We start from the raw sequence: 17,604 nt of genomic DNA on the forward strand, positions 1-17,604 counted from the left end.
AATATATTGAGATGTTCTACAATTCAAAACGCAGACATGGTTTCAATGGTCAGCGTTCTCCATTAGATTATGAAAAGGCCCATCAAAAGATGGTTATGTGTGTCTAGAATTTTGGTGGCTATTCATTGCTCACTCTAAGTTCTAGTTATATTTATCTCACCAAGTTAATCAAATCAAAGGAAAAAACAATGGGTAAGTTAGTAAATGGTCCAAGCACAACAGGTAATCCTTCTGGCAGTGGTCGTGGCAATAATCCACCTAAAGGTAAGTAACCTTTAATGACAGCTCGCTCAACTACTCGGTGGTTGAGCGAGCTTTTGTAAATCCGTTGGCCATTGACTAGTCAGTATATTAGAACCTGCCTTTTTATAAAAATTAGAAAAAAACTCCCAAAACTCATAGTAAATCCCATGCATATAAGCCGTGTTTTCAGGTCTAGATTCATAATCATTTTGAAAAAATCTGTAGACAATCCACAATAAGAATAAAGTATTATTGGGCTTATACTCAGTTTCTCTATTCAGCAAAATATTGATTGTTTCTTGGCTAGTCCTTTTGCAATTATCGACTTCACTTTCATCACATTCAACAGTGTCTGAAAGCAACCAAAGAAAGTCTGTGTAAGTAATAGAAAAGCCTTCGTTAGCTTTTTTTATAAAATTTTCTTTTCTTTCCGTGTAATTTAATAAATAGTTTGAAAAATTTAAACCATGGCAAGTCGATGGTTTTTCATCATCCAGATTTAAAGCAGCAAAAGTGGCCATTAGAGTCAATAAGCTACGACTAGGATTAGTCCATACAGCCTTATGCTTACTTATCTTAGTAATCTTACCCTCTTGCCACTCAAAAGTTTTGACGTTTAATTTTTTTTGAAAAAACCATCCTAAACATATCGGCTCAATCTCTTTAAAAATAGAACGGTGAGTTAATATATCTAAATGAGAAAGAAGTGAATAAAGGCTTAAACCAAACACACTTTGGGCAAGAATATCTGAGTTTTTCTGACTAATAGCTTCGCTCCAAAAGACATCCAAAGTTTGATCTTGAATTTTTAAAGATCCGAATTTAGCCAAAAATATTTGAAGATTCTTAAAATTCTTTTTATTTAAGTCATTATTAAGTGCATCAACTAACTGGATATGATCCCAAAATAACGAAAAACTGTCATCTTTAGGCAAACGAGTTATTCTAAAGAAATCATTGAAATTTTGATCTTTACTAAAGATAACATCCAAATCATTATTCAATAATTTACAACTATTATTCAATAACTTATCAAATGACTTTAATAGCATATTTTTTTGATTTTGGTTCAAATCCTTAAAATTATTATCACCTAGAGATGCTAACTTTTTATTTTCTTTTTTTAAGATAGTTAACTGATTTTTATCTATATTAAATAAGATCTGGTTTAAAAACTGTTGAGTCAGCGTCATCTAACATCTCTATACTTATTAAGCTTATTTACTTTCCTTAAATTAAAGGAATATTGACTATATAGCCATATCTTCGCCACTATCCACTCGTATCAGTAATACCTATCGTAAGTCTTCTTATACTCTCGAATTGATGCAATTAGAGTCCAAATCAGAATACCAATGATTAGATAGTTAGATCTCTTTATTAAACGATAAGGCTCCAGTCCTGATAAAAACGTATGTGCTGTTTGGGCATGAAGTTTTGCTAATTGGTAGTCCATTGCAAACTTAATTAATAAAGATAGTCCCAAGCCTATAATGAGAATCCACCATAGTTTTTGACTTACCAAAAAAGGAAAAAATATTGATTCTAGTAGTCCTCTCATGGCTCCCCCATTTTTAAATTTAAAGTAGAGACACTACTCTACGCTATTCAATTTCACATAACCTTCATTGTGTTAAGTAGAAAATTGTTTGAAATCATTAATGTGACTATTAATAGCTTTACGAACTAATTTATATCCTTTATTTATCATACTTGCGGTGAATCCTTTTTCCCCATGATTTTTAGCTAATTCTTGAGATAAAAAATCTGCACGATCAGAGAGATTTAAGCCATCGCCCCCTTTACCATTTAACTTACGATTTTTTTTGTTTATATAGTCTCTATGAGCTAAAATTAATCCTAATAGATAGTTTTTTGCATGTGAAGGTGTTTCTAAATTAGGCATTTCAACCTTATGTAGTTTTTCAATTTGTACCCAATCATTGCTTTTAATTTCTGGAATTCTATAGGCGCTGATTAGTTCTTCCTTACTTTCCGCCATCAGCAGTTTACACTGTTTATTTTTATATTGTATTGATACTATTTCAGCTCTTAACTGGCTAAAAAACTTATCAATTTCTTTCTCAGATAGTGGATTACTTGTATCCAGTTCACATCTTAATTTTTTAGCATAATTAATTGAGTTATACGGGTTTAACCTTTTAGCAAAATCTAAACTCACATAACTCTCCAATAAATCAGGTTCCGTACAGTCTACCTCTTCTATAACGGTTTGTAATTTTTTCGACAGAGCTTGATTAGATATCTCAACTTTTTCAATAATGACTTTGAATCGACTAATATTTTTTGTTGAATATGGTCTAAGAGAGAAATAAGGGGCGGATGTGAAAGTTATTGTATTCCCTTTTTCCATAGGTAGAAAAAATAATCCATGATAGTGTTCAAGAGCTAACTTATAATCAAATGTACAACTAAGTATATGTGGTGGGTATTTATGTGGAATATTACAACTGAAATTTCGGTGTTCTAAAAAAAGTTCTTTAGCAATTTGAAAAACATTCTTTTTTAGTTCATTCTCATGCTTTAGATAATCATAATTAGCAACTATTTCTGTATCAGGGCTTCCAACTAAGGCGAGTAAACACTCACCTTCATCATCAATCATTTCTTTTATATTTATATAAAAATTATCTCCATCTCTTTGAAAAACAATATGATTAATTATTTCTGAAGTTAAATTATCAATTAAATTATCGATACCTTGGTCTCGTAAACTCTGAAATTTATCCCACACATTGTTTGATAAATTTTGAATTGAATAATAGTCATCAGGATAGTGTTCCATAACAGCAATCCTATATATTTCTTGAGCTATAAAGTTCGTTATCTCTGAAAGAGCATGTTCTTTTTGGGTTTCTTGAGAGATGAGCATGTCAGTTTTTATTACCATAAAACATTTTAGTATAACAATATTCTATAGAAATTCTGGTCCATTTTTCTAATGGAAAGTTTGGCCCTATATATATCATAAAAGTGGATTAAATTGAGTAAACCGTTAAACCCCATAAACTTTTTTAATTGGAAATAAAATGGCATTACATCACCGCTTTAGACATAATATTGGTCAAGTTATTCCAGAAAATGAATTGAGAGTTGGCTTACCAATTCATCTTAGTTGTACCAACTTTGGCTGTTACTGGACGATCACACACTTAGAAAGAGTAAATGGCATTCTTTGGATGACACTTAAATCCTATTCAGGAAAGTATTTACGCCGGCGTGCTAGTTATGCACGTCATATCCGTAGAAATGAAAGGTAAGTATTTTTAAATTAAGCTATCTGTTTTATTTATAAGGTAGCTTTTTCTGATTACGCCTGCTCTATTTTTTATAATCATCATATTCAAAAACTGAAGGCGAAAAAAAAGCTCACGCTTGCATGAACTTTAAAAAATCTACTTTTTGTCAATTATCTTAGTCCTGTTTTGATAAGACCATACCTACAACCATAACAAGCATCGTAAGCACGAAAGCGAGTGCAGGTACGAATGATATAACTAGTACACCATACAATACTGCAAAGCCAATCAAATAACCCGCTGAGCTTGTTTCATCGAGAGATTCCAAATAAATCCTCCTTCAACAAAGCCACGACCCTTGGTGCTGCTGATCAAACGTGGTGCCCAGTCGTTACTGCCGTTTTTTCGAGTTCGCTCTAAAACATGCACTTCGAACTCTTCCTGTATACCAGGGAGGCGACAGCAACCCCAACAGGACTTTGAAAAGCTCATAGAGCTTTAATTTTAGAATTCTTTTACAAATTAGCCTTTTGATCAGCTAAATCTTATGTAGCGGATTTACTGCTATACAGCAATAAAGAGAATTTATGCCATATTAGTATATAAAAACCAATATATTTTATGGTGTTATGTATTTTTTATAGAAATTGCTGTGCTAAATAATATTTATTTGATAAATCTATATTTTTATTGAAATTTCAGATTTCCTAAAATCAACCTAATCTACCTTATACAAAAATGATATTTTTATTCCATATAAATCATAATTTTAAAGAATATAAAAAAACCAATCATCACCGATTGGGCTTTTTTAATGATTACTCAAGTTTCATGCTTACTTTTTGAGCTATTTCTCCCAATTTTATGTAGCTCTTCTAAATTCTAAAGCAGATAAATATCTACTCCAATCTAAATAATTTTAGATCCATTCTCCAGATCGTGAACATCCAAGCTTAAATAATGAGTATCTTTAAAAGAATTTATTGCATATATATGCTTTTCATAGTGACACAGGTTGTGTCGTTTTATCCAAAAAATGACATAGGTTGTGTCGCTGAAATTGTCATTATGTGTCGCAATACTTTCTAAGTAATTGAATTTATGAGTATCGAAATGACAAACCTTGTGTCGCATGACGGATTCAAAAATCCCGTCTTGATGGCGGGATTTTTTATGCTTGATTAATTTCTAACGCCAGATAGAATAAATATAAATCAAATACTTAAAATAAAAATATGCTTACAGCGCTGCAGCAGAAACTCAATGACATCCCCAAAGCCCTATGGGTGCAAATGTACCGTGACCGCATGCAAATGCTGGATCATCAAGGGCACGTTCTGCACCATATTTACCCTGCAGAAAAATATGACCATCCGCGCTCTATTTTAGATCAGTTCCATGCAGCCGAAAGCACTTTAGGCAGCTTGCTCAAAATGCAGAAGCAGCCTTGGTATGATCCAGCGCCCATCCTGTTCCTGCAAATTAATGAATCATGGGAAGGCGGCCTAACTTTTATTGAACGGCGCGCTTTAAAAGAAATGAGCTATAACGCAGGTGCGCGCCAAGCCTTGCTCTTCGATCAGCATGGCGATTTGATATTGGAAGAGCGCAATCAAAATGCGCCCGCTTTTTCTTTGATTGGCACCCTATACAGTAAAATCTTATTATTGATCATACTGGTGCTGATCATTGCTTCCAGATATTGGCTATAAGGCGCTTATTTTCCAGCCAACCTCAGCCAGCAGAATAATCCTGCCGCACAAGCAGGATGTATGGGCACAAATGATCTTAGCGCCAGCCTCAAATCATCCCTCTGCTTTAGCCTGTGCAGTTAAGCTTTTCGTCCACATCAAGCGCAGCGCATACACCACAGCCATGGCAAAAATCGCATAGCCGGCCGGTTCAATCAGCAATGGAATGCACAGCACAATTGCAGCCGTCAGCGGATACAGCCATTTCTTCAATCCGTGCTGATGATGCGCTTCATGCAAAATATATAAACTGGCGGTATAAACAATCAAGCTGACCGCCACAAAATAGCTTTCATGCACCGAGCTGATCAAAGCTTCATTTGAAACCACATCAACGGCTGCCGCCAAACCAGCGCCAATGGCCGCAATGCTGATGAAAACAAAGAAATGCCCATAGCCCCATGCAAAGGCCATTTTCCGGCTGTTTAAGCGTTCAGCAATTTCACTGTCAAAATAAGCCCACCACATGGTGAACATCATCATCAGCCCGCCAATCATCAAAAAGATCAGTTCAGTGCTGAAACGCTGATTGCTCAAGGCATCCGTAATGGCGATAGAGCAGCCGACAATGGACTCCCCCAGCACAATAATGGTGAGCAGTGAATAACGCTCTGCGATATGATGCGCATGCCACGGCGTGCGGCTGGCCGCTTCAGCAATCATCGGCACGCTCAGTTCTGCAATCGCCAGCAGGACAAAGAGCCATACTGAAAAATGAACTGGCGTAAAGTGAAACAGCAGCCAGCCCATTTGCACAAGAATAATGCCGAATGCATAGCGCATGGCGGTTTGACGCCGTTCAGGATCATGCTTTGCCACACGGAACCATTGGGTGACCAAGCTGAGGCGCATAATCACATAGCCGATAATAATGACATCAAAATCCTGCTGCTGGAAAGCGTTAGGAATGCCTGCCGCAATCACCAGCGAGCCGATGATCTGGACAAAGGTCAGGATGCGGTAAAGCGCATCATCATTGTCGTAGGCGGAGGCGAACCAGGTAAAATTCATCCACGCCCACCACAGCGCAAAAAAGACCATGCCGTAAAGGGTTAAGCCATGCGCCAAGTGGTTTTCAACTACAGCATGATGCAGCTGCTGCCCTGCCGTGGCAATCGCCACCACAAAAATCAGGTCAAACAGCAATTCTAAAGAGGTTGCGACACGATGCTTTTCGTGCGGATCGCGGGGAGTCAGCGGTTTAAGCCAAGTAAAGGCCACTGAAAGCGGATTGGGCATTTTATTTATCTAGTGATCCATTCAATAGTGTGAATTTTTTCAAATTCAGCCCGCAGAGACAAGCCGGCTTACAAAATTAAATAGCTGAAGATTCAGATGCTGCCATCACGCCCTTGAAGCATGCCGCCTAAAAAGGACAATGCGCTTAAGCGGATTTGCTGCTCAATTGAGGAATCAGCTGCACCAGATCGGCAAAAGACTGCACCTGCGCTTTGGGCTGTGCATGCGCCAGCTCTTCTGCTGTTCCATATCCATAAGCAACCGCAATGCTTTCAATTCCATTGCGGCGCGCGCCTAAAATGTCATATTCACGGTCACCAACCATCAGGCACTCAGCAGCATTCAGCTGCTCCTGCTCTAGAAGATAAGCGATCAGCTCGCCTTTATTGGTGCGTTCGCCGCTGAGCTCGCTGCCGTAAATTTTGCTGAAATACTGCGCCAGCTGAAAATGCGCTAAAATTTGCTTGGCATAGACCGTCGGCTTTGCCGTCGCCACAAACAGCTTAAAACCCGCCTGCGTTAATGCGGCTAAGGTTTCCGGCACATGCAGATAGACCTGATTTTCGAATAAGCCCGTTACTGAAAAACGTTCACGATAGCCGAGCAGCGCCTGCTCAGCCAGATCATCGTCTAAAGCGACATTCAAGATTTTAGCCAGCGAGGCTTTCAATGGCGGGCCAATAATCCAGTCAATATTGACACTGTCTGAAATAGGGTGGCCGACTTTTTCCAGGCCATAACGCGCAGACGCTGTGATGCCAACCTTTGGATCAGTCAAGGTTCCATCCAAATCAATCAATATATTTTTAATCACGGCTGCCCCTTATCGTCTGCACCCCGCAAAATGCGCTCGAGTGTTGCTTGAAAGTTGCCTATACTAACGCAAATTCTGTGTAATAAGGACATCATTGTGCGCCCGACTGTACTTTGCTTTTCTGGCCTCGATCCATCAGGTGGTGCAGGGATTCAAGCCGATATTGAAGCTATTGGCCAAAGCGGCGCGCATGCGGCGATTGCCTGCACAGCGCTGACCATTCAGAACTCGCAGCAAGTCTTTGGCTTCAGCGCAACTTCAAAAGAACTGCTTCTTGCGCAGGCGCATGCCGTGGTCAATGATTTGCCCATCAAATGCGTCAAATCCGGCATGCTGGGCACCACAGACAACATCGCTGCATTGGCGGAGTTTTTGCGCGAACAGCCTGAATATTTATATGTATTAGACCCTGTACTGGTGGCCAACAGCGGCGGCTCGTTGGGCGATCAGGCGACGCTGGTGCAAGCCTTTGCAGAACTGATCCCGCTGGCAACCCTCATTACCCCCAACACGGTAGAGCTGCGCGCTTTAACCGGGGAAGATGATATTCAGCAAGCCACAGCCAAGCTCTTTGCCATGGGCGCGCAAGCGGTCTTAGTCAAAGGCGGCCATGAAGATACGCCTGACTATATTCAAAATGCGCTGTATGTGAAAGGTGAGCAGGTTTCTAAAACCCGCTGCCCGCGCTTGGCGGGTGAATACCATGGTTCCGGCTGTTCTTTAGCCAGCTTTATTGCCGGCCGTTTAGCCTTAGGCGAAGATTTAAAAGTTGCTGTACACCATGCTGAAGCATGGCTATTTGGTGTTTTAAAAGCTGCCGATTCCCCTGTTGAAGGCGGGCAAAAAATTCCAAAGCGCTTTTAAGCGCGAAACGATTCTGATCTGAAAAAATACCATTCGGCGCCCGGCAAGCGGGCGCTTTTTTCGATGCATGAATTAAAGCATCTTGATGATGCTGAGCGCATAAAACTCAATGCATGGCTTTCAAATGAAGATGGTTTTCGATTTAAAATGACTTTTGATTTGGAATAGCTATCTATTTGAGATGTTTATTCATTTGCAATGATGATCAACAGCCCATGCTTAGGAACCATGCTTGGGCTGCGCGCTGCTTTCCCGCATCTGATGGCAGTTCTTTGTTAATACGGCCTTTATGTTCAAGCGGCCCTGTGCAGCATCGATCCTTGAACCATACAGCACAATCAGCAAAGCCAATGATTCATGGCTGCTTAAGTGAAGAAGCTGCGACTGATCCGCAAAAGCTATTGCGCCATTTGCACCCGGGCAATAAAAAGCGGCATTTCCCATGCGCCTCCCGCAAAACCTTTGCACTGCGCCTGTATCGCCCGATAGGTCTGCACAAAGCGGCGGCCATTCCATGCCCACTCCTCCTGCGCCATGCAGTCAGCAATCCCGCGGCCTTTTTGTTCCGAAAATATCTGCCCTTCGCTAAAACTGGAACCGGAAGCAGTGACAAATTGCTGGGTTTTCTGCAGCGCGCTGTCCATCACCCAATAGCCATAGCCCGCATTATATGCGCCGCGCCAGCATGGCGCTTCCACCACAGCCGTTTGGCGGTTCAGCGGATAAATGGTGATTTCATCATCAGGCAGATCATTTTGAGCATGCAAAAGCGGACAGCTGTCTTTATGCGCCGTTTTTTGCAGCAGCGCGCTCAACTGTTGAGTTTGTACGGCATTCATCTTCCAATGTTTTGCAATGCCGGGACTATAGCGCTTAATCTGCACCAAAGGCAAAGACTGCATCTTTAAAACGGATGCATCCGGCTGCCGGCCTTTGCGGATCAGCGCTGACGGTGTGCCGACCCGTTTTTGAAAGTCATCCATTTTCAGTAAAACCGCACTGGCGCCTGCAGGCGATAAAATCCACTTGACCTGTTCAGAGTGCCAAATAATTGGATCTGCACCCTGTACCGCACTGAGCAGCGCCCGCGCTTGATCCGCCGTCAGCTGGCCCTCACCAGTCTGCGCATTCAGCATCACTGCGCCATAATTGCGGCCAAGCACATGCAGCTTTAATGATTGATGCTGCGGCGGAAGATCCTGCACATTAATTTTCACCCTCGCCGCAACCGAAGATTCCGCCCCGGCAGCCCGCTGCAGCAGGATTGAAATAGGACGTTCCGCATGCTCATCAGACTGATAGCCTGCAGCGCGGCAGGTGCCGGAATTATCGCAGCTCAGCTCCCAGTCTTTATGCAAAAAATGCAGCCCTGAAACCGCAGCGCCGCTGTAAATGCCGGTTACACAGGGTCATGGCTGCACCTCGCGAGTTCTGTTGAGTTTTTCTTTAGAATACTGAACCGCGGCGCATAATCATAGCCTTAGACGCACCCCCCTATTTTCGTCTTTTGAAACAGCGCCAACTAAAAGCTTCGACTGTGCACAGCGCCATTAAATTGCAGGCAATCTTCCACCCGGATGCGCTGCACCGCGCTCAGCTCATCGAGCGCAAACCAGCGGTAAGCGGAATGCTCACTGCTGAGCTGGATCTGCGCTGTTTCAGCTAAAGAACAGCGGAAAATAAAGGCATGCGAACAGACGGCCGCATGAAAATAAACGCCGGATAAATAATCAATCTGCACGGAACAGCCAATTTCTTCCATGCACTCGCGCAGCAGCGCCTGATGGATCGTTTCCCCCATATCCAAACCGCCGCCAGGCAATCCCCACGCCAGATCGGCATACGCCGCTTTCAGCAGCAGGACTTGATGCTGTTCATTCACAATCACGGCGTGTGAACTCATCCGGTAAAAATCATGAAATCCCATACCGCCCTCCAGCTCAGAATTCTCTTATCCGTCAAAACGCTTTTTATAGATTTTTTATAGAATAGCAAGCAAATCGCTGCAATGGCTTTTTACCCGTAGATTCAAACAGACTGAATGGCGCCATCTGCCTAAACGCACACTGGGCTGAACAGAAATACAGCTGTACGGGTATGCATCAGAGACGCCACTCGACTGGCGGGATTGATTTTTCTTCTTTGGGCGATGAAATATGCTGGTGAATAACCTTCCATTGATTATTTTTTTTCCGAAAGCAAATGCTCGTCCTGCACCATAAAATTCCAGGTGTCGGGATCCCGCTTTCTACATCAATTTTTGACAGGCAATAAGCAAATGCGATATTCGGCTCTGCATTGATGTTCACATTGTCTCTAAACACCTTGAGGCCCTTGCGGAAATAATCCTTATACGCATGCCAAAGCTGCTGATAAGCACTGATTCCATTGAAGTTTATCGTGACATCATAAAAACTGACATCAGCAGCGCAGTGCTTCACAATTTCATGCATATCCAAACTGCAAATGGCTTTATCCCAGCTGTTGAGAAATTCTACAATTTCCTGCCCAGCCGCTTGATCTCCAGTAATTTTCATCTGATCCCTCTAACCCCCATTAAAGAGTTTTTAACATCCCGATATCAATGCTTTCCTCATTTTCTGCAGCCCCAAAATACAGCCCCGAACTTAACACTATATTAAAAATCGAAAGTTTAAATCAGTTGGGCAATATAATCGCCACCATTTTCCAGCTGAACGCTGAGCGTTCTAATTCAAAGCGCGCCACTTTGCCTGAATCATTGGGCGCCGCAATTTCGAAACGGTTCCAGCCCGTATAATGCGCCTGCAGTTTTGGCTTAAGCATTTCAGCAGCTGGTGCATTGTGCATCTCCATCTCCTTTGCAGGCATTGCGGCATGATCCGCAGGCAGATGCTCCGGCACGATCTGCTGAGCGGCTATGCTGCTTTGCGATGCATCGCCTTGCGCTGAATATTCCGCCAAACTTTGCTGCAGTGATTCTTTCAGGCTTTTCCCCTGCATCAATAAAATAATGCTGCGCTCATTCACGGCGGCATCGACCACTTGCGCGCTTACAGCCGCGCTTAACTGGCCGCCCCATTTCTGCAAAGCGCCCGGAAGATGATCCAGTCCTGCCGCTTGGCCTATTTTTTGCTGGATCTGCGGCTGCAGGCTTTGCTTGACCCGCTCAAAGTCAATGTATTTGGCTATGCCCGCAGCATCATTGCGCTGATAGGCCTGATTGATTTGATACAGCACCCAATAAGGCGAGGCAAAAAACACCATCACTGCCAGCAAGACCGCACTGGCCAACAAAACTTTGAATGCTTTCACGCTGCTTTTACCTCTATTCAAATCTTCAAATCTTCAAATCTTCAAATCTTCAAATCTTCAAATCTTCAAATCTTCAAATCTTCAAATCTTCAAATCTTCAAATCTTCAAATCTTTTGAATCATAATATCGAAAATAAAAAAAGCATGCCCTGACATGCTTTTGGAGTCTATTGTGGCTGCACTTTACATCATTTAAGCCATTAGCCCGTCAAGTCTTTAATGGTTGTACTGCCGCCATTGTTTTTCACAGACTCAATGCCTTTGTCCCGGGACTGCTCGCTGCCATAAAATTGGCTGGTGCCAATAATTTGGTGATTGACCGCCTTTAAGTTGAAATACGGCTTGCCATTCTTGGCTTCCAGACGATCATAACGGCTGTCATCTGGGCTGTTTTTCTGTACAGACTCTATCCCATTGTGCGCTGAAGCTTTGGCCTTATATAATTCGCTGGTCAAAATGATTTCGCCATTGCCTGCTTTCAGCACAAAGCGGAATTGCCCATCGCTCGCCTGACTAAGTTCATACCATCCCGCCATCTCACACCTCTTTTCATTATAAAGTTTGTATTTGATAGAATTGTACTGTCTAAAAATTATTCTATTTATATGAATATAATAGAAGTTTATTGCAGAAAACAATCTTTTTTTCTTTAGCGGAACAGCTCTGCCAAGCACTTTATTTAACTATGAAAATATTGTTGTTTTTCATTATTTTAAATTAAAAAACCGTTCAAAAAAAATACGGCATTTGCCGTATTTCTTCTGTTGTTTTTATTTTACGATCTGCTTGCTGTAGGTTTCTTTATTCATTTCCAGCATTTCTACGCACATCTGAATGCGCAGGCCATTTCTAGCCAACACCTGCTGCTGCAGCACCGAGAGAAGCAAGGCTGAAATTTCCTGCTGCACCGCCATGCTTCTGCCGGCCAGCAAAGAAACCTTGGCATGCAAATAGGCATCACTGCGGTCATCCCCCAAACCAATCACAAAATGCTCCTGACAGACAGCGCGGCTTTTGATGTCCGACACATTGCTGACATAGCCGGATTCAAAAAAGGCGCGGTTTAAGGCCGTCAGTACAGGCTTGGCATCAAAAGGATGCAAGTTCTCAGAATATTCCAAATGAATGTGCGGCATCGCGATCTTCTTGCAAAAATATAGCGCTATTATGCCTTGCCGCATCAAAAAACGCTGAATGATTTGCATCATTCAGCGCAGTTCTAAATCAATCAAGCCCAATCAGTAAGATTAAGCTTTTTTCACATATTCAGATTTCAGCTTCATTGCGCCAATGCCGTCAATTTTGCAGTCAATATCATGGCCATCTGATGCATCAGTCAGCAGACGGATATTTTTTACTTTAGTGCCGACTTTCACCACTGACGATGAACCTTTAATTTTCAAATCTTTAATCACGGTGACTGTGTCGCCATCTGCAAGCAGATTGCCATGCGCATCCTTGATAATGCTTTGCGCATCGCCTTCGGCAGCTTCGCCTTCTTTCCACTCATAAGCGCATTCTGGGCAGATCAGCAAGTCGCCATCTTCATAAGTATATTCTGACTGGCATTTTGGACATTGCGGTAAAGACATAACAACCTCAAAAAAAGAAAAAAATAGAAAAAACGAGCCGGTATTCAGCTCAAAGACTGCACTATAGCATTTTTATTTTTCAGCAGCTTAAATCACATAGGTTTTCTACGATTTTATCGCATTTTTTGAATGATTTGCACCGCAACGGCTTCTCTTCGCACTCATTCAGCAGCCTGCGGGATCAGCCCCGTTCTAAAATGCGCTTCAGCACATCCGCATGGCTTTTACCCGCATTTTTCGCAGCCGTCAGCAACGTCACTTTTTCCTTTTGGGCTAAGCTTTTCAGCGCCTGCACGTCTTCCTCCTGCTCCTCAAGCTCTGCGGTGTAGCGCTGCTGAAATTCATCCCAGCGCTGTTCAGTATCCACGTGATACCATTTGCGCAGCGCGTTCGACGGCGTCAAGGTCTTGGCCCAGTCATCCAGCTGAGCATGTTCTTTGCTGATGCCTCTAGGCCACAGCCGGTCAATGAGGATCCGCTTGCCATCCGCCGGTTCAACTGCATCATAAATGCGCTTAATTTGAATATTCATGTCATCTATTTACTCATCTGGAATATCAGGATTGACCAGCAGCGCCAAAAGCTGCAGCGATTCCTGCCAGCCAAGATAACAGGCATCTGCTGGAATGATATCAGGCAGTCCAGACTGGGTAATGCGCACGTCTGTACCGACGCTGACTTCTTTAAACTCTACGCTAACCTCAATTTCACCAGCCAGCTCCGGCGCATCAAAATGATCGGTATAGCGCAATAACTGATTGGCAATCACTTGATGGTATTTGCCATGAAAGGAATGCTTGGTGCCTGTCGAAAAATTGGTGAAATGCATGCGGTAGCTGCCGCCAGTGCAGACTTCAGCATACTCGACATGGGCACTGAAACCATGCGGCGGCATCCATTTCACCAAGGCGTCAGGATCAGTAAATGCACGGAAGACCCGCTCTGGCGGGGCGCTGAAAACACGATGCAGCTGTATGGAATTTTTCATTATTCTGCTCCATGGCGATCTTTTTATGCAGAAGGACTAAATCCAGCTGTGTTTAACTACTCTATTCCGGCTACCTGACTGGCGTCTAGCCACTTTGTGTATAAAAAATAGGCATCTTTTTAAACTATCCGTATGGCCGGTTCATTCCCCCGCGCTTCAGCTGACTGCTGGGTTAGCTAACAGCGTTATTGATGTTCAGATGCTCATTTAAAGACAGTATTCAAACAGCAGCAGTAAAACGGTTTCAATCATCCCTCTTGTTATAGGCTTACAAGGCGCATGCCCTGCAGATTGAATAAAGCCTTCAATCCCGGAAAGCTGAAAAATCAATTAAAAAAGAAGAAAATCAAGGCAAAGCATGCTCCATCAAAACAGCAAAGCCCTGCGTCATGAACACAGGGCTTTTGCAGGTGCAATCCGCTCAGCGGGATCAATTCAATCTGCCGTCAGCTTCCGCGTCGATTTCATTTTCGTCATCTTCGTCCGGCTCATCATCATAGACATAGGCCATGCAGCCCCAGCCGTCATATTCGCCTGCGAATTGCCCGGCTATTTTGCTGAACCATTCTTCCAAATCGACAATATCGGCGTATTCAGGTTCCATATAGACATAAATGGTAATCACCCATTCGCCAGATTCTTCATCTTCAAACAGGCTGATTTTCTGTTCTTCTTTCAGCAGGTAAAGCGCGCATTGATCGGCTTTTTCTTCGTGCTGGAAGGCAATTGAATATTCAATCTCATGCGCTTCGGTCAGATCATCGCCGTCTTCCTGCATTTGCCATAAAACATTGCCATTATCGTCATCTGGGAATTGCTGATAATCACGTGTCATACATTGTCCTTATTGTGCTTTTGTTATGCCGCTTTTAGATTAGCCGAAATTTGCTGCGGTTTGGAGATTTATTGCACAGCTTTTCGTTAAAAATCAGAACCGCTCGTTCTGATCAGGCAGACTCAGCCTGCATCAAGGCCATGAATTTCAGCTCTTCCAATCTTAAGTTCAAATAAGATTCATGCAGATGCGCATTGCTGAAATGATTGCCGTGAAAATTGATCAATAGAAAATCATCCCGAAGCTCCTGCAGCAGCTGGCCTAGGTTTTCGGCATTCAGCAATGATAAATACAGTTCCGCTTTGGCGTTAAAGACCAAGCTGACCAATGCAACCGCGGCCTGGCGGCGGCTGTCATCTAAATAATGGCATTCGGCGACTTGCCCGGCATCATTCACCGCTTGAATTTTTTCCCTGAGCGCCAGCATATGCTGCGCGGCATCGGAGGCGCTGTATCGGTCAATCAACTGCTTCTGCAGCTGATTGACCGATACAAAATAATGCGGCTGATAGCCGTTAATTTTGCGCTCCAGCGCCTGCATGATGTCATCCCGCTCCTGCAGCGCCTGCGCTTGCTTCCAGTAAGATTTTAATTTTTCCTGCGCGGTCTGCTCAATATGATTTTCGACACTCAGCTGATGCGCCGTCAAAAACGCCTGCACCTGCATAATCCGGTCTTTCAGTTCACTCAGCATGATTTCAGCATTGATTTTAGTCATTTCAATAAAGCTGTCGGCTTGCAGCCTGCGGGCTGTGACATATTGCTCTACATCTAAAATATGCTGATACTGTTCCAGCTGATTCACCCTGACTTTTAAACTGCTGAGCTGAATCCGCATTTGGGTCATTTCATACTTCATGTCATGGCTCTGCGTTTCCTGCTGACCCAATTCATTGCGGGCATGCTGTAAATTGTTCTGCAGCGCATGCTGCAAACGCCGGTTGCGCTGCAGGAGCAGGCCCGCAAGAACCACCAGTACAGCCAATACAATCAATGCGCCGATTAAAATAAAATGAGTCATACAGATTCTCCGCTGTGAATACGCTTTCCTCTTCAGCAATGATTCAATTTCAAGTCATTAGCTATAAGAAATAGACGATCCATTCAAATGCAGCAATAACGGCGTCCATAAATTAGATCAATGGACATTTGCACATATTGAAAGCTAAGTATTTATTTAAAATCATTATTTTTTTAATCACTGTCTGATTCAGGCAATATTTGAAACATTTTGAAAAATAATAGTCAGTCTGCAAATAATTGATATTTATTAAAAATCACTTTAATGATCTTGCAATATTGGGCTTGCATAGCAGTGCTTTCTATTTGCAATTAAGGCGCTTTTAGCCCCTGAGCTTTTGATTCAATCCAGCGCTCATCCAATGGAATGGATTTGAGGCCTTTTCGCTATAGATGAAAGCCCAATGAATGCAGGACAGCACAAAACCCTTTAAAACAGCATTTAAAACGGCATTTAAAACGGCATTATGCCATTAATTTCCACAGATTTTTTGCTCAGCGGCTGAGTAAAGGCCAAATAGCTGGCATGCAGCGCCATGCGTTTAAGCGGGCTCTGCGCAGCATTAGGATGATAGATTTTATCGCCAGTAATCGGATGGCCAATGTGCATCATATGCACCCGCAGCTGATGCGAACGCCCGGTTATCGGTGTCAGCAGCACCCGGCTGATATCTTGTTCAGCATCATAGCTCAGCGCCTGATAAAGCGTTTGCGCAGGCTTGCCCAGTTCATAATGCACCATCTGCCGCGGCCGGTTTTCCCAGTCGGTAATCAGCGGCTCATTGACACTGCCCTCATCTTGCAATTGCCCTTGCACCAAAGCGATATAGTTCTTTCTTACCGTTCGCGCCTGAAACATTTTGCTGACCGCGACTTCAGCCTCGCGGTGCTTGGCGAACATCAAAATGCCGGAAGTCGCCATATCTAAACGATGCGTTATTTTGGCATTCGGAAATTGCGCAACAACCCGCAGATACGCGCTGTCGTGGTGCTCCGGCAAGCGGCCCGGCACAGACAGCAGCCCCGCAGGCTTATCAATCACCACCAAATCCTCATCTTCATACACAATCACCAGCGGTTCTTGCGGAGGCATATAAATAAAATTGTCGTCTAAAGGCATGGGGCGTCAGCGTTGCGGGCGGAAATTTTTCCGCACCTTACCAACTGGCCTGTGCGGTGTCAATCACCGGCATCGATCAGGCTTGATCAAGGCTGAATGACCGTCATTCAGTCCAATCCGTCTGAACGCGAGCCCCAATCATCTGCACATCCACAGGAGATAAAGCTCACATTTACAGCGGCGGAATCTACTCCAGCATTGCCCAAGGCCCAATCAGGCATACAGCTGAATGATCATGTCATTTTGCTGACGCCGATGCTGTTGATGATACGGGAAGCAGTGTGCTGAAAACGCGGCTGTGATTTTGGAATTTTTAATCGGCTGTTCTTTTTTAATGCTTCCTTTTAGGCTTATGCTTTTTATTCTTCGTTTTTTTATGCTTATTTTTTTAATTCAGCGCTTTTATATGTGATGCGCCTGATGCAGAATTTTGAGGGCGATGTAGAGAAAACGGTTGGTTTACTTCAACTATCCTGACTTTGTAAGTCCTGATCTTATAGCCTATAAACTTGTGATCTATAGCGTCCTAAGCCGAATCGAGACCTTTTGGGTAAGTACTGCTCACGCGTTTTGCGCCCGCACAG

General features: G+C 43.0%; 18 protein-coding genes. 2 read left to right on the forward strand and 16 right to left on the reverse strand.

The window, feature by feature from the left end; all coding sequences use genetic code 11:
- Nucleotides 1-290: 290 nt before the first annotated feature.
- Nucleotides 291-1,436 carry a hypothetical protein gene (locus ACE3T3_RS15195; RefSeq protein ID WP_374668407.1) on the reverse strand — a complete coding sequence of 382 codons (1,146 nt, stop codon included), beginning with the start codon at nucleotides 1,434-1,436 and terminating at the stop codon, nucleotides 291-293.
- A gap of 440 nt (nucleotides 1,437-1,876) precedes the next feature.
- Complete coding sequence (locus tag ACE3T3_RS15200) at nucleotides 1,877-3,136, reverse strand: hypothetical protein (protein ID WP_374668409.1); 1,260 nt, start codon at nucleotides 3,134-3,136, stop codon at nucleotides 1,877-1,879.
- A gap of 1,602 nt (nucleotides 3,137-4,738) precedes the next feature.
- Between ACE3T3_RS15200 and ACE3T3_RS15205 the strand changes: the two genes are divergently transcribed.
- Nucleotides 4,739-5,215, forward strand: a complete 477-nt coding sequence (locus ACE3T3_RS15205; protein ID WP_374668411.1) for a hypothetical protein — start codon at nucleotides 4,739-4,741, stop codon at nucleotides 5,213-5,215.
- Between the two features lie 93 nt (nucleotides 5,216-5,308).
- On the opposite strand, the gene ACE3T3_RS15210 is transcribed toward ACE3T3_RS15205, so the two are convergent.
- On the reverse strand, nucleotides 5,309-6,493 hold the full coding sequence (locus ACE3T3_RS15210; protein WP_374668413.1) for a low temperature requirement protein A: 1,185 nt from the start codon (nucleotides 6,491-6,493) through the stop codon (nucleotides 5,309-5,311).
- A 145-nt stretch (nucleotides 6,494-6,638) separates the two neighbouring features.
- Nucleotides 6,639-7,307: an HAD-IA family hydrolase gene (locus ACE3T3_RS15215; protein ID WP_374668415.1), complete on the reverse strand. Its 669-nt coding sequence runs from the start codon at nucleotides 7,305-7,307 to the stop codon at nucleotides 6,639-6,641.
- Nucleotides 7,308-7,403: 96 nt separating this feature from the next.
- Here ACE3T3_RS15215 and ACE3T3_RS15220 point away from each other — a divergent pair, with 96 nt between their 5' ends.
- Nucleotides 7,404-8,171 (forward strand): hydroxymethylpyrimidine/phosphomethylpyrimidine kinase, encoded by a 768-nt coding sequence (locus ACE3T3_RS15220; RefSeq protein ID WP_374668417.1) that lies wholly within the window; start codon nucleotides 7,404-7,406, stop codon nucleotides 8,169-8,171.
- Nucleotides 8,172-8,569: 398 nt separating this feature from the next.
- Here the strand turns inward: ACE3T3_RS15220 and ACE3T3_RS15225 are convergent, their stop codons facing one another.
- The 12 genes from ACE3T3_RS15225 to ACE3T3_RS15280 form a co-directional block, all read right to left on the reverse strand.
- Complete coding sequence (locus ACE3T3_RS15225) at nucleotides 8,570-9,529, reverse strand: DUF1176 domain-containing protein (RefSeq protein WP_374668419.1); 960 nt, start codon at nucleotides 9,527-9,529, stop codon at nucleotides 8,570-8,572.
- A gap of 164 nt (nucleotides 9,530-9,693) precedes the next feature.
- Entirely contained in the window at nucleotides 9,694-10,098 is a 405-nt protein-coding gene (locus tag ACE3T3_RS15230; protein WP_374668421.1) for an NUDIX hydrolase, read from the reverse strand.
- A 175-nt stretch (nucleotides 10,099-10,273) separates the two neighbouring features.
- Entirely contained in the window at nucleotides 10,274-10,708 is a 435-nt protein-coding gene (locus ACE3T3_RS15235; protein ID WP_374668423.1) for a nuclear transport factor 2 family protein, read from the reverse strand.
- Nucleotides 10,709-10,829: 121 nt separating this feature from the next.
- A complete protein-coding gene (locus ACE3T3_RS15240) occupies nucleotides 10,830-11,465 on the reverse strand; it encodes a DUF2939 domain-containing protein (protein ID WP_374668425.1) in 636 nt (211 codons plus the stop codon).
- 200 nt (nucleotides 11,466-11,665) lie between these two features.
- Nucleotides 11,666-12,001: a YegP family protein gene (locus tag ACE3T3_RS15245; RefSeq protein ID WP_374668427.1), complete on the reverse strand. Its 336-nt coding sequence runs from the start codon at nucleotides 11,999-12,001 to the stop codon at nucleotides 11,666-11,668.
- Nucleotides 12,002-12,235: 234 nt separating this feature from the next.
- Nucleotides 12,236-12,601 (reverse strand): 5-carboxymethyl-2-hydroxymuconate Delta-isomerase, encoded by a 366-nt coding sequence (locus tag ACE3T3_RS15250; RefSeq protein ID WP_374668428.1) that lies wholly within the window; start codon nucleotides 12,599-12,601, stop codon nucleotides 12,236-12,238.
- A gap of 111 nt (nucleotides 12,602-12,712) precedes the next feature.
- The gene (locus tag ACE3T3_RS15255; protein ID WP_374668430.1) at nucleotides 12,713-13,057 is read right to left on the reverse strand and encodes a zinc ribbon domain-containing protein YjdM; all 345 of its coding nucleotides are present in this window, start codon (nucleotides 13,055-13,057) and stop codon (nucleotides 12,713-12,715) included.
- Between the two features lie 181 nt (nucleotides 13,058-13,238).
- Nucleotides 13,239-13,589, reverse strand: a complete 351-nt coding sequence (locus ACE3T3_RS15260) for a DUF488 domain-containing protein (protein ID WP_374668432.1) — start codon at nucleotides 13,587-13,589, stop codon at nucleotides 13,239-13,241.
- 9 nt (nucleotides 13,590-13,598) lie between these two features.
- Nucleotides 13,599-14,045 (reverse strand): SRPBCC family protein, encoded by a 447-nt coding sequence (locus ACE3T3_RS15265; RefSeq protein WP_374668434.1) that lies wholly within the window; start codon nucleotides 14,043-14,045, stop codon nucleotides 13,599-13,601.
- A gap of 430 nt (nucleotides 14,046-14,475) precedes the next feature.
- Complete coding sequence (locus ACE3T3_RS15270; RefSeq protein ID WP_374668437.1) at nucleotides 14,476-14,880, reverse strand: ribonuclease E inhibitor RraB; 405 nt, start codon at nucleotides 14,878-14,880, stop codon at nucleotides 14,476-14,478.
- 112 nt (nucleotides 14,881-14,992) lie between these two features.
- The gene (locus ACE3T3_RS15275; protein ID WP_374668440.1) at nucleotides 14,993-15,901 is read right to left on the reverse strand and encodes a hypothetical protein; all 909 of its coding nucleotides are present in this window, start codon (nucleotides 15,899-15,901) and stop codon (nucleotides 14,993-14,995) included.
- 453 nt (nucleotides 15,902-16,354) lie between these two features.
- Nucleotides 16,355-17,020: a pseudouridine synthase gene (locus ACE3T3_RS15280; protein ID WP_374668442.1), complete on the reverse strand. Its 666-nt coding sequence runs from the start codon at nucleotides 17,018-17,020 to the stop codon at nucleotides 16,355-16,357.
- Nucleotides 17,021-17,604 lie beyond the last annotated feature (584 nt).

This window comes from Acinetobacter sp., from assembly GCF_041919735.1.
Taxonomy (GTDB): Bacteria; Pseudomonadota; Gammaproteobacteria; order Pseudomonadales; family Moraxellaceae; genus Acinetobacter.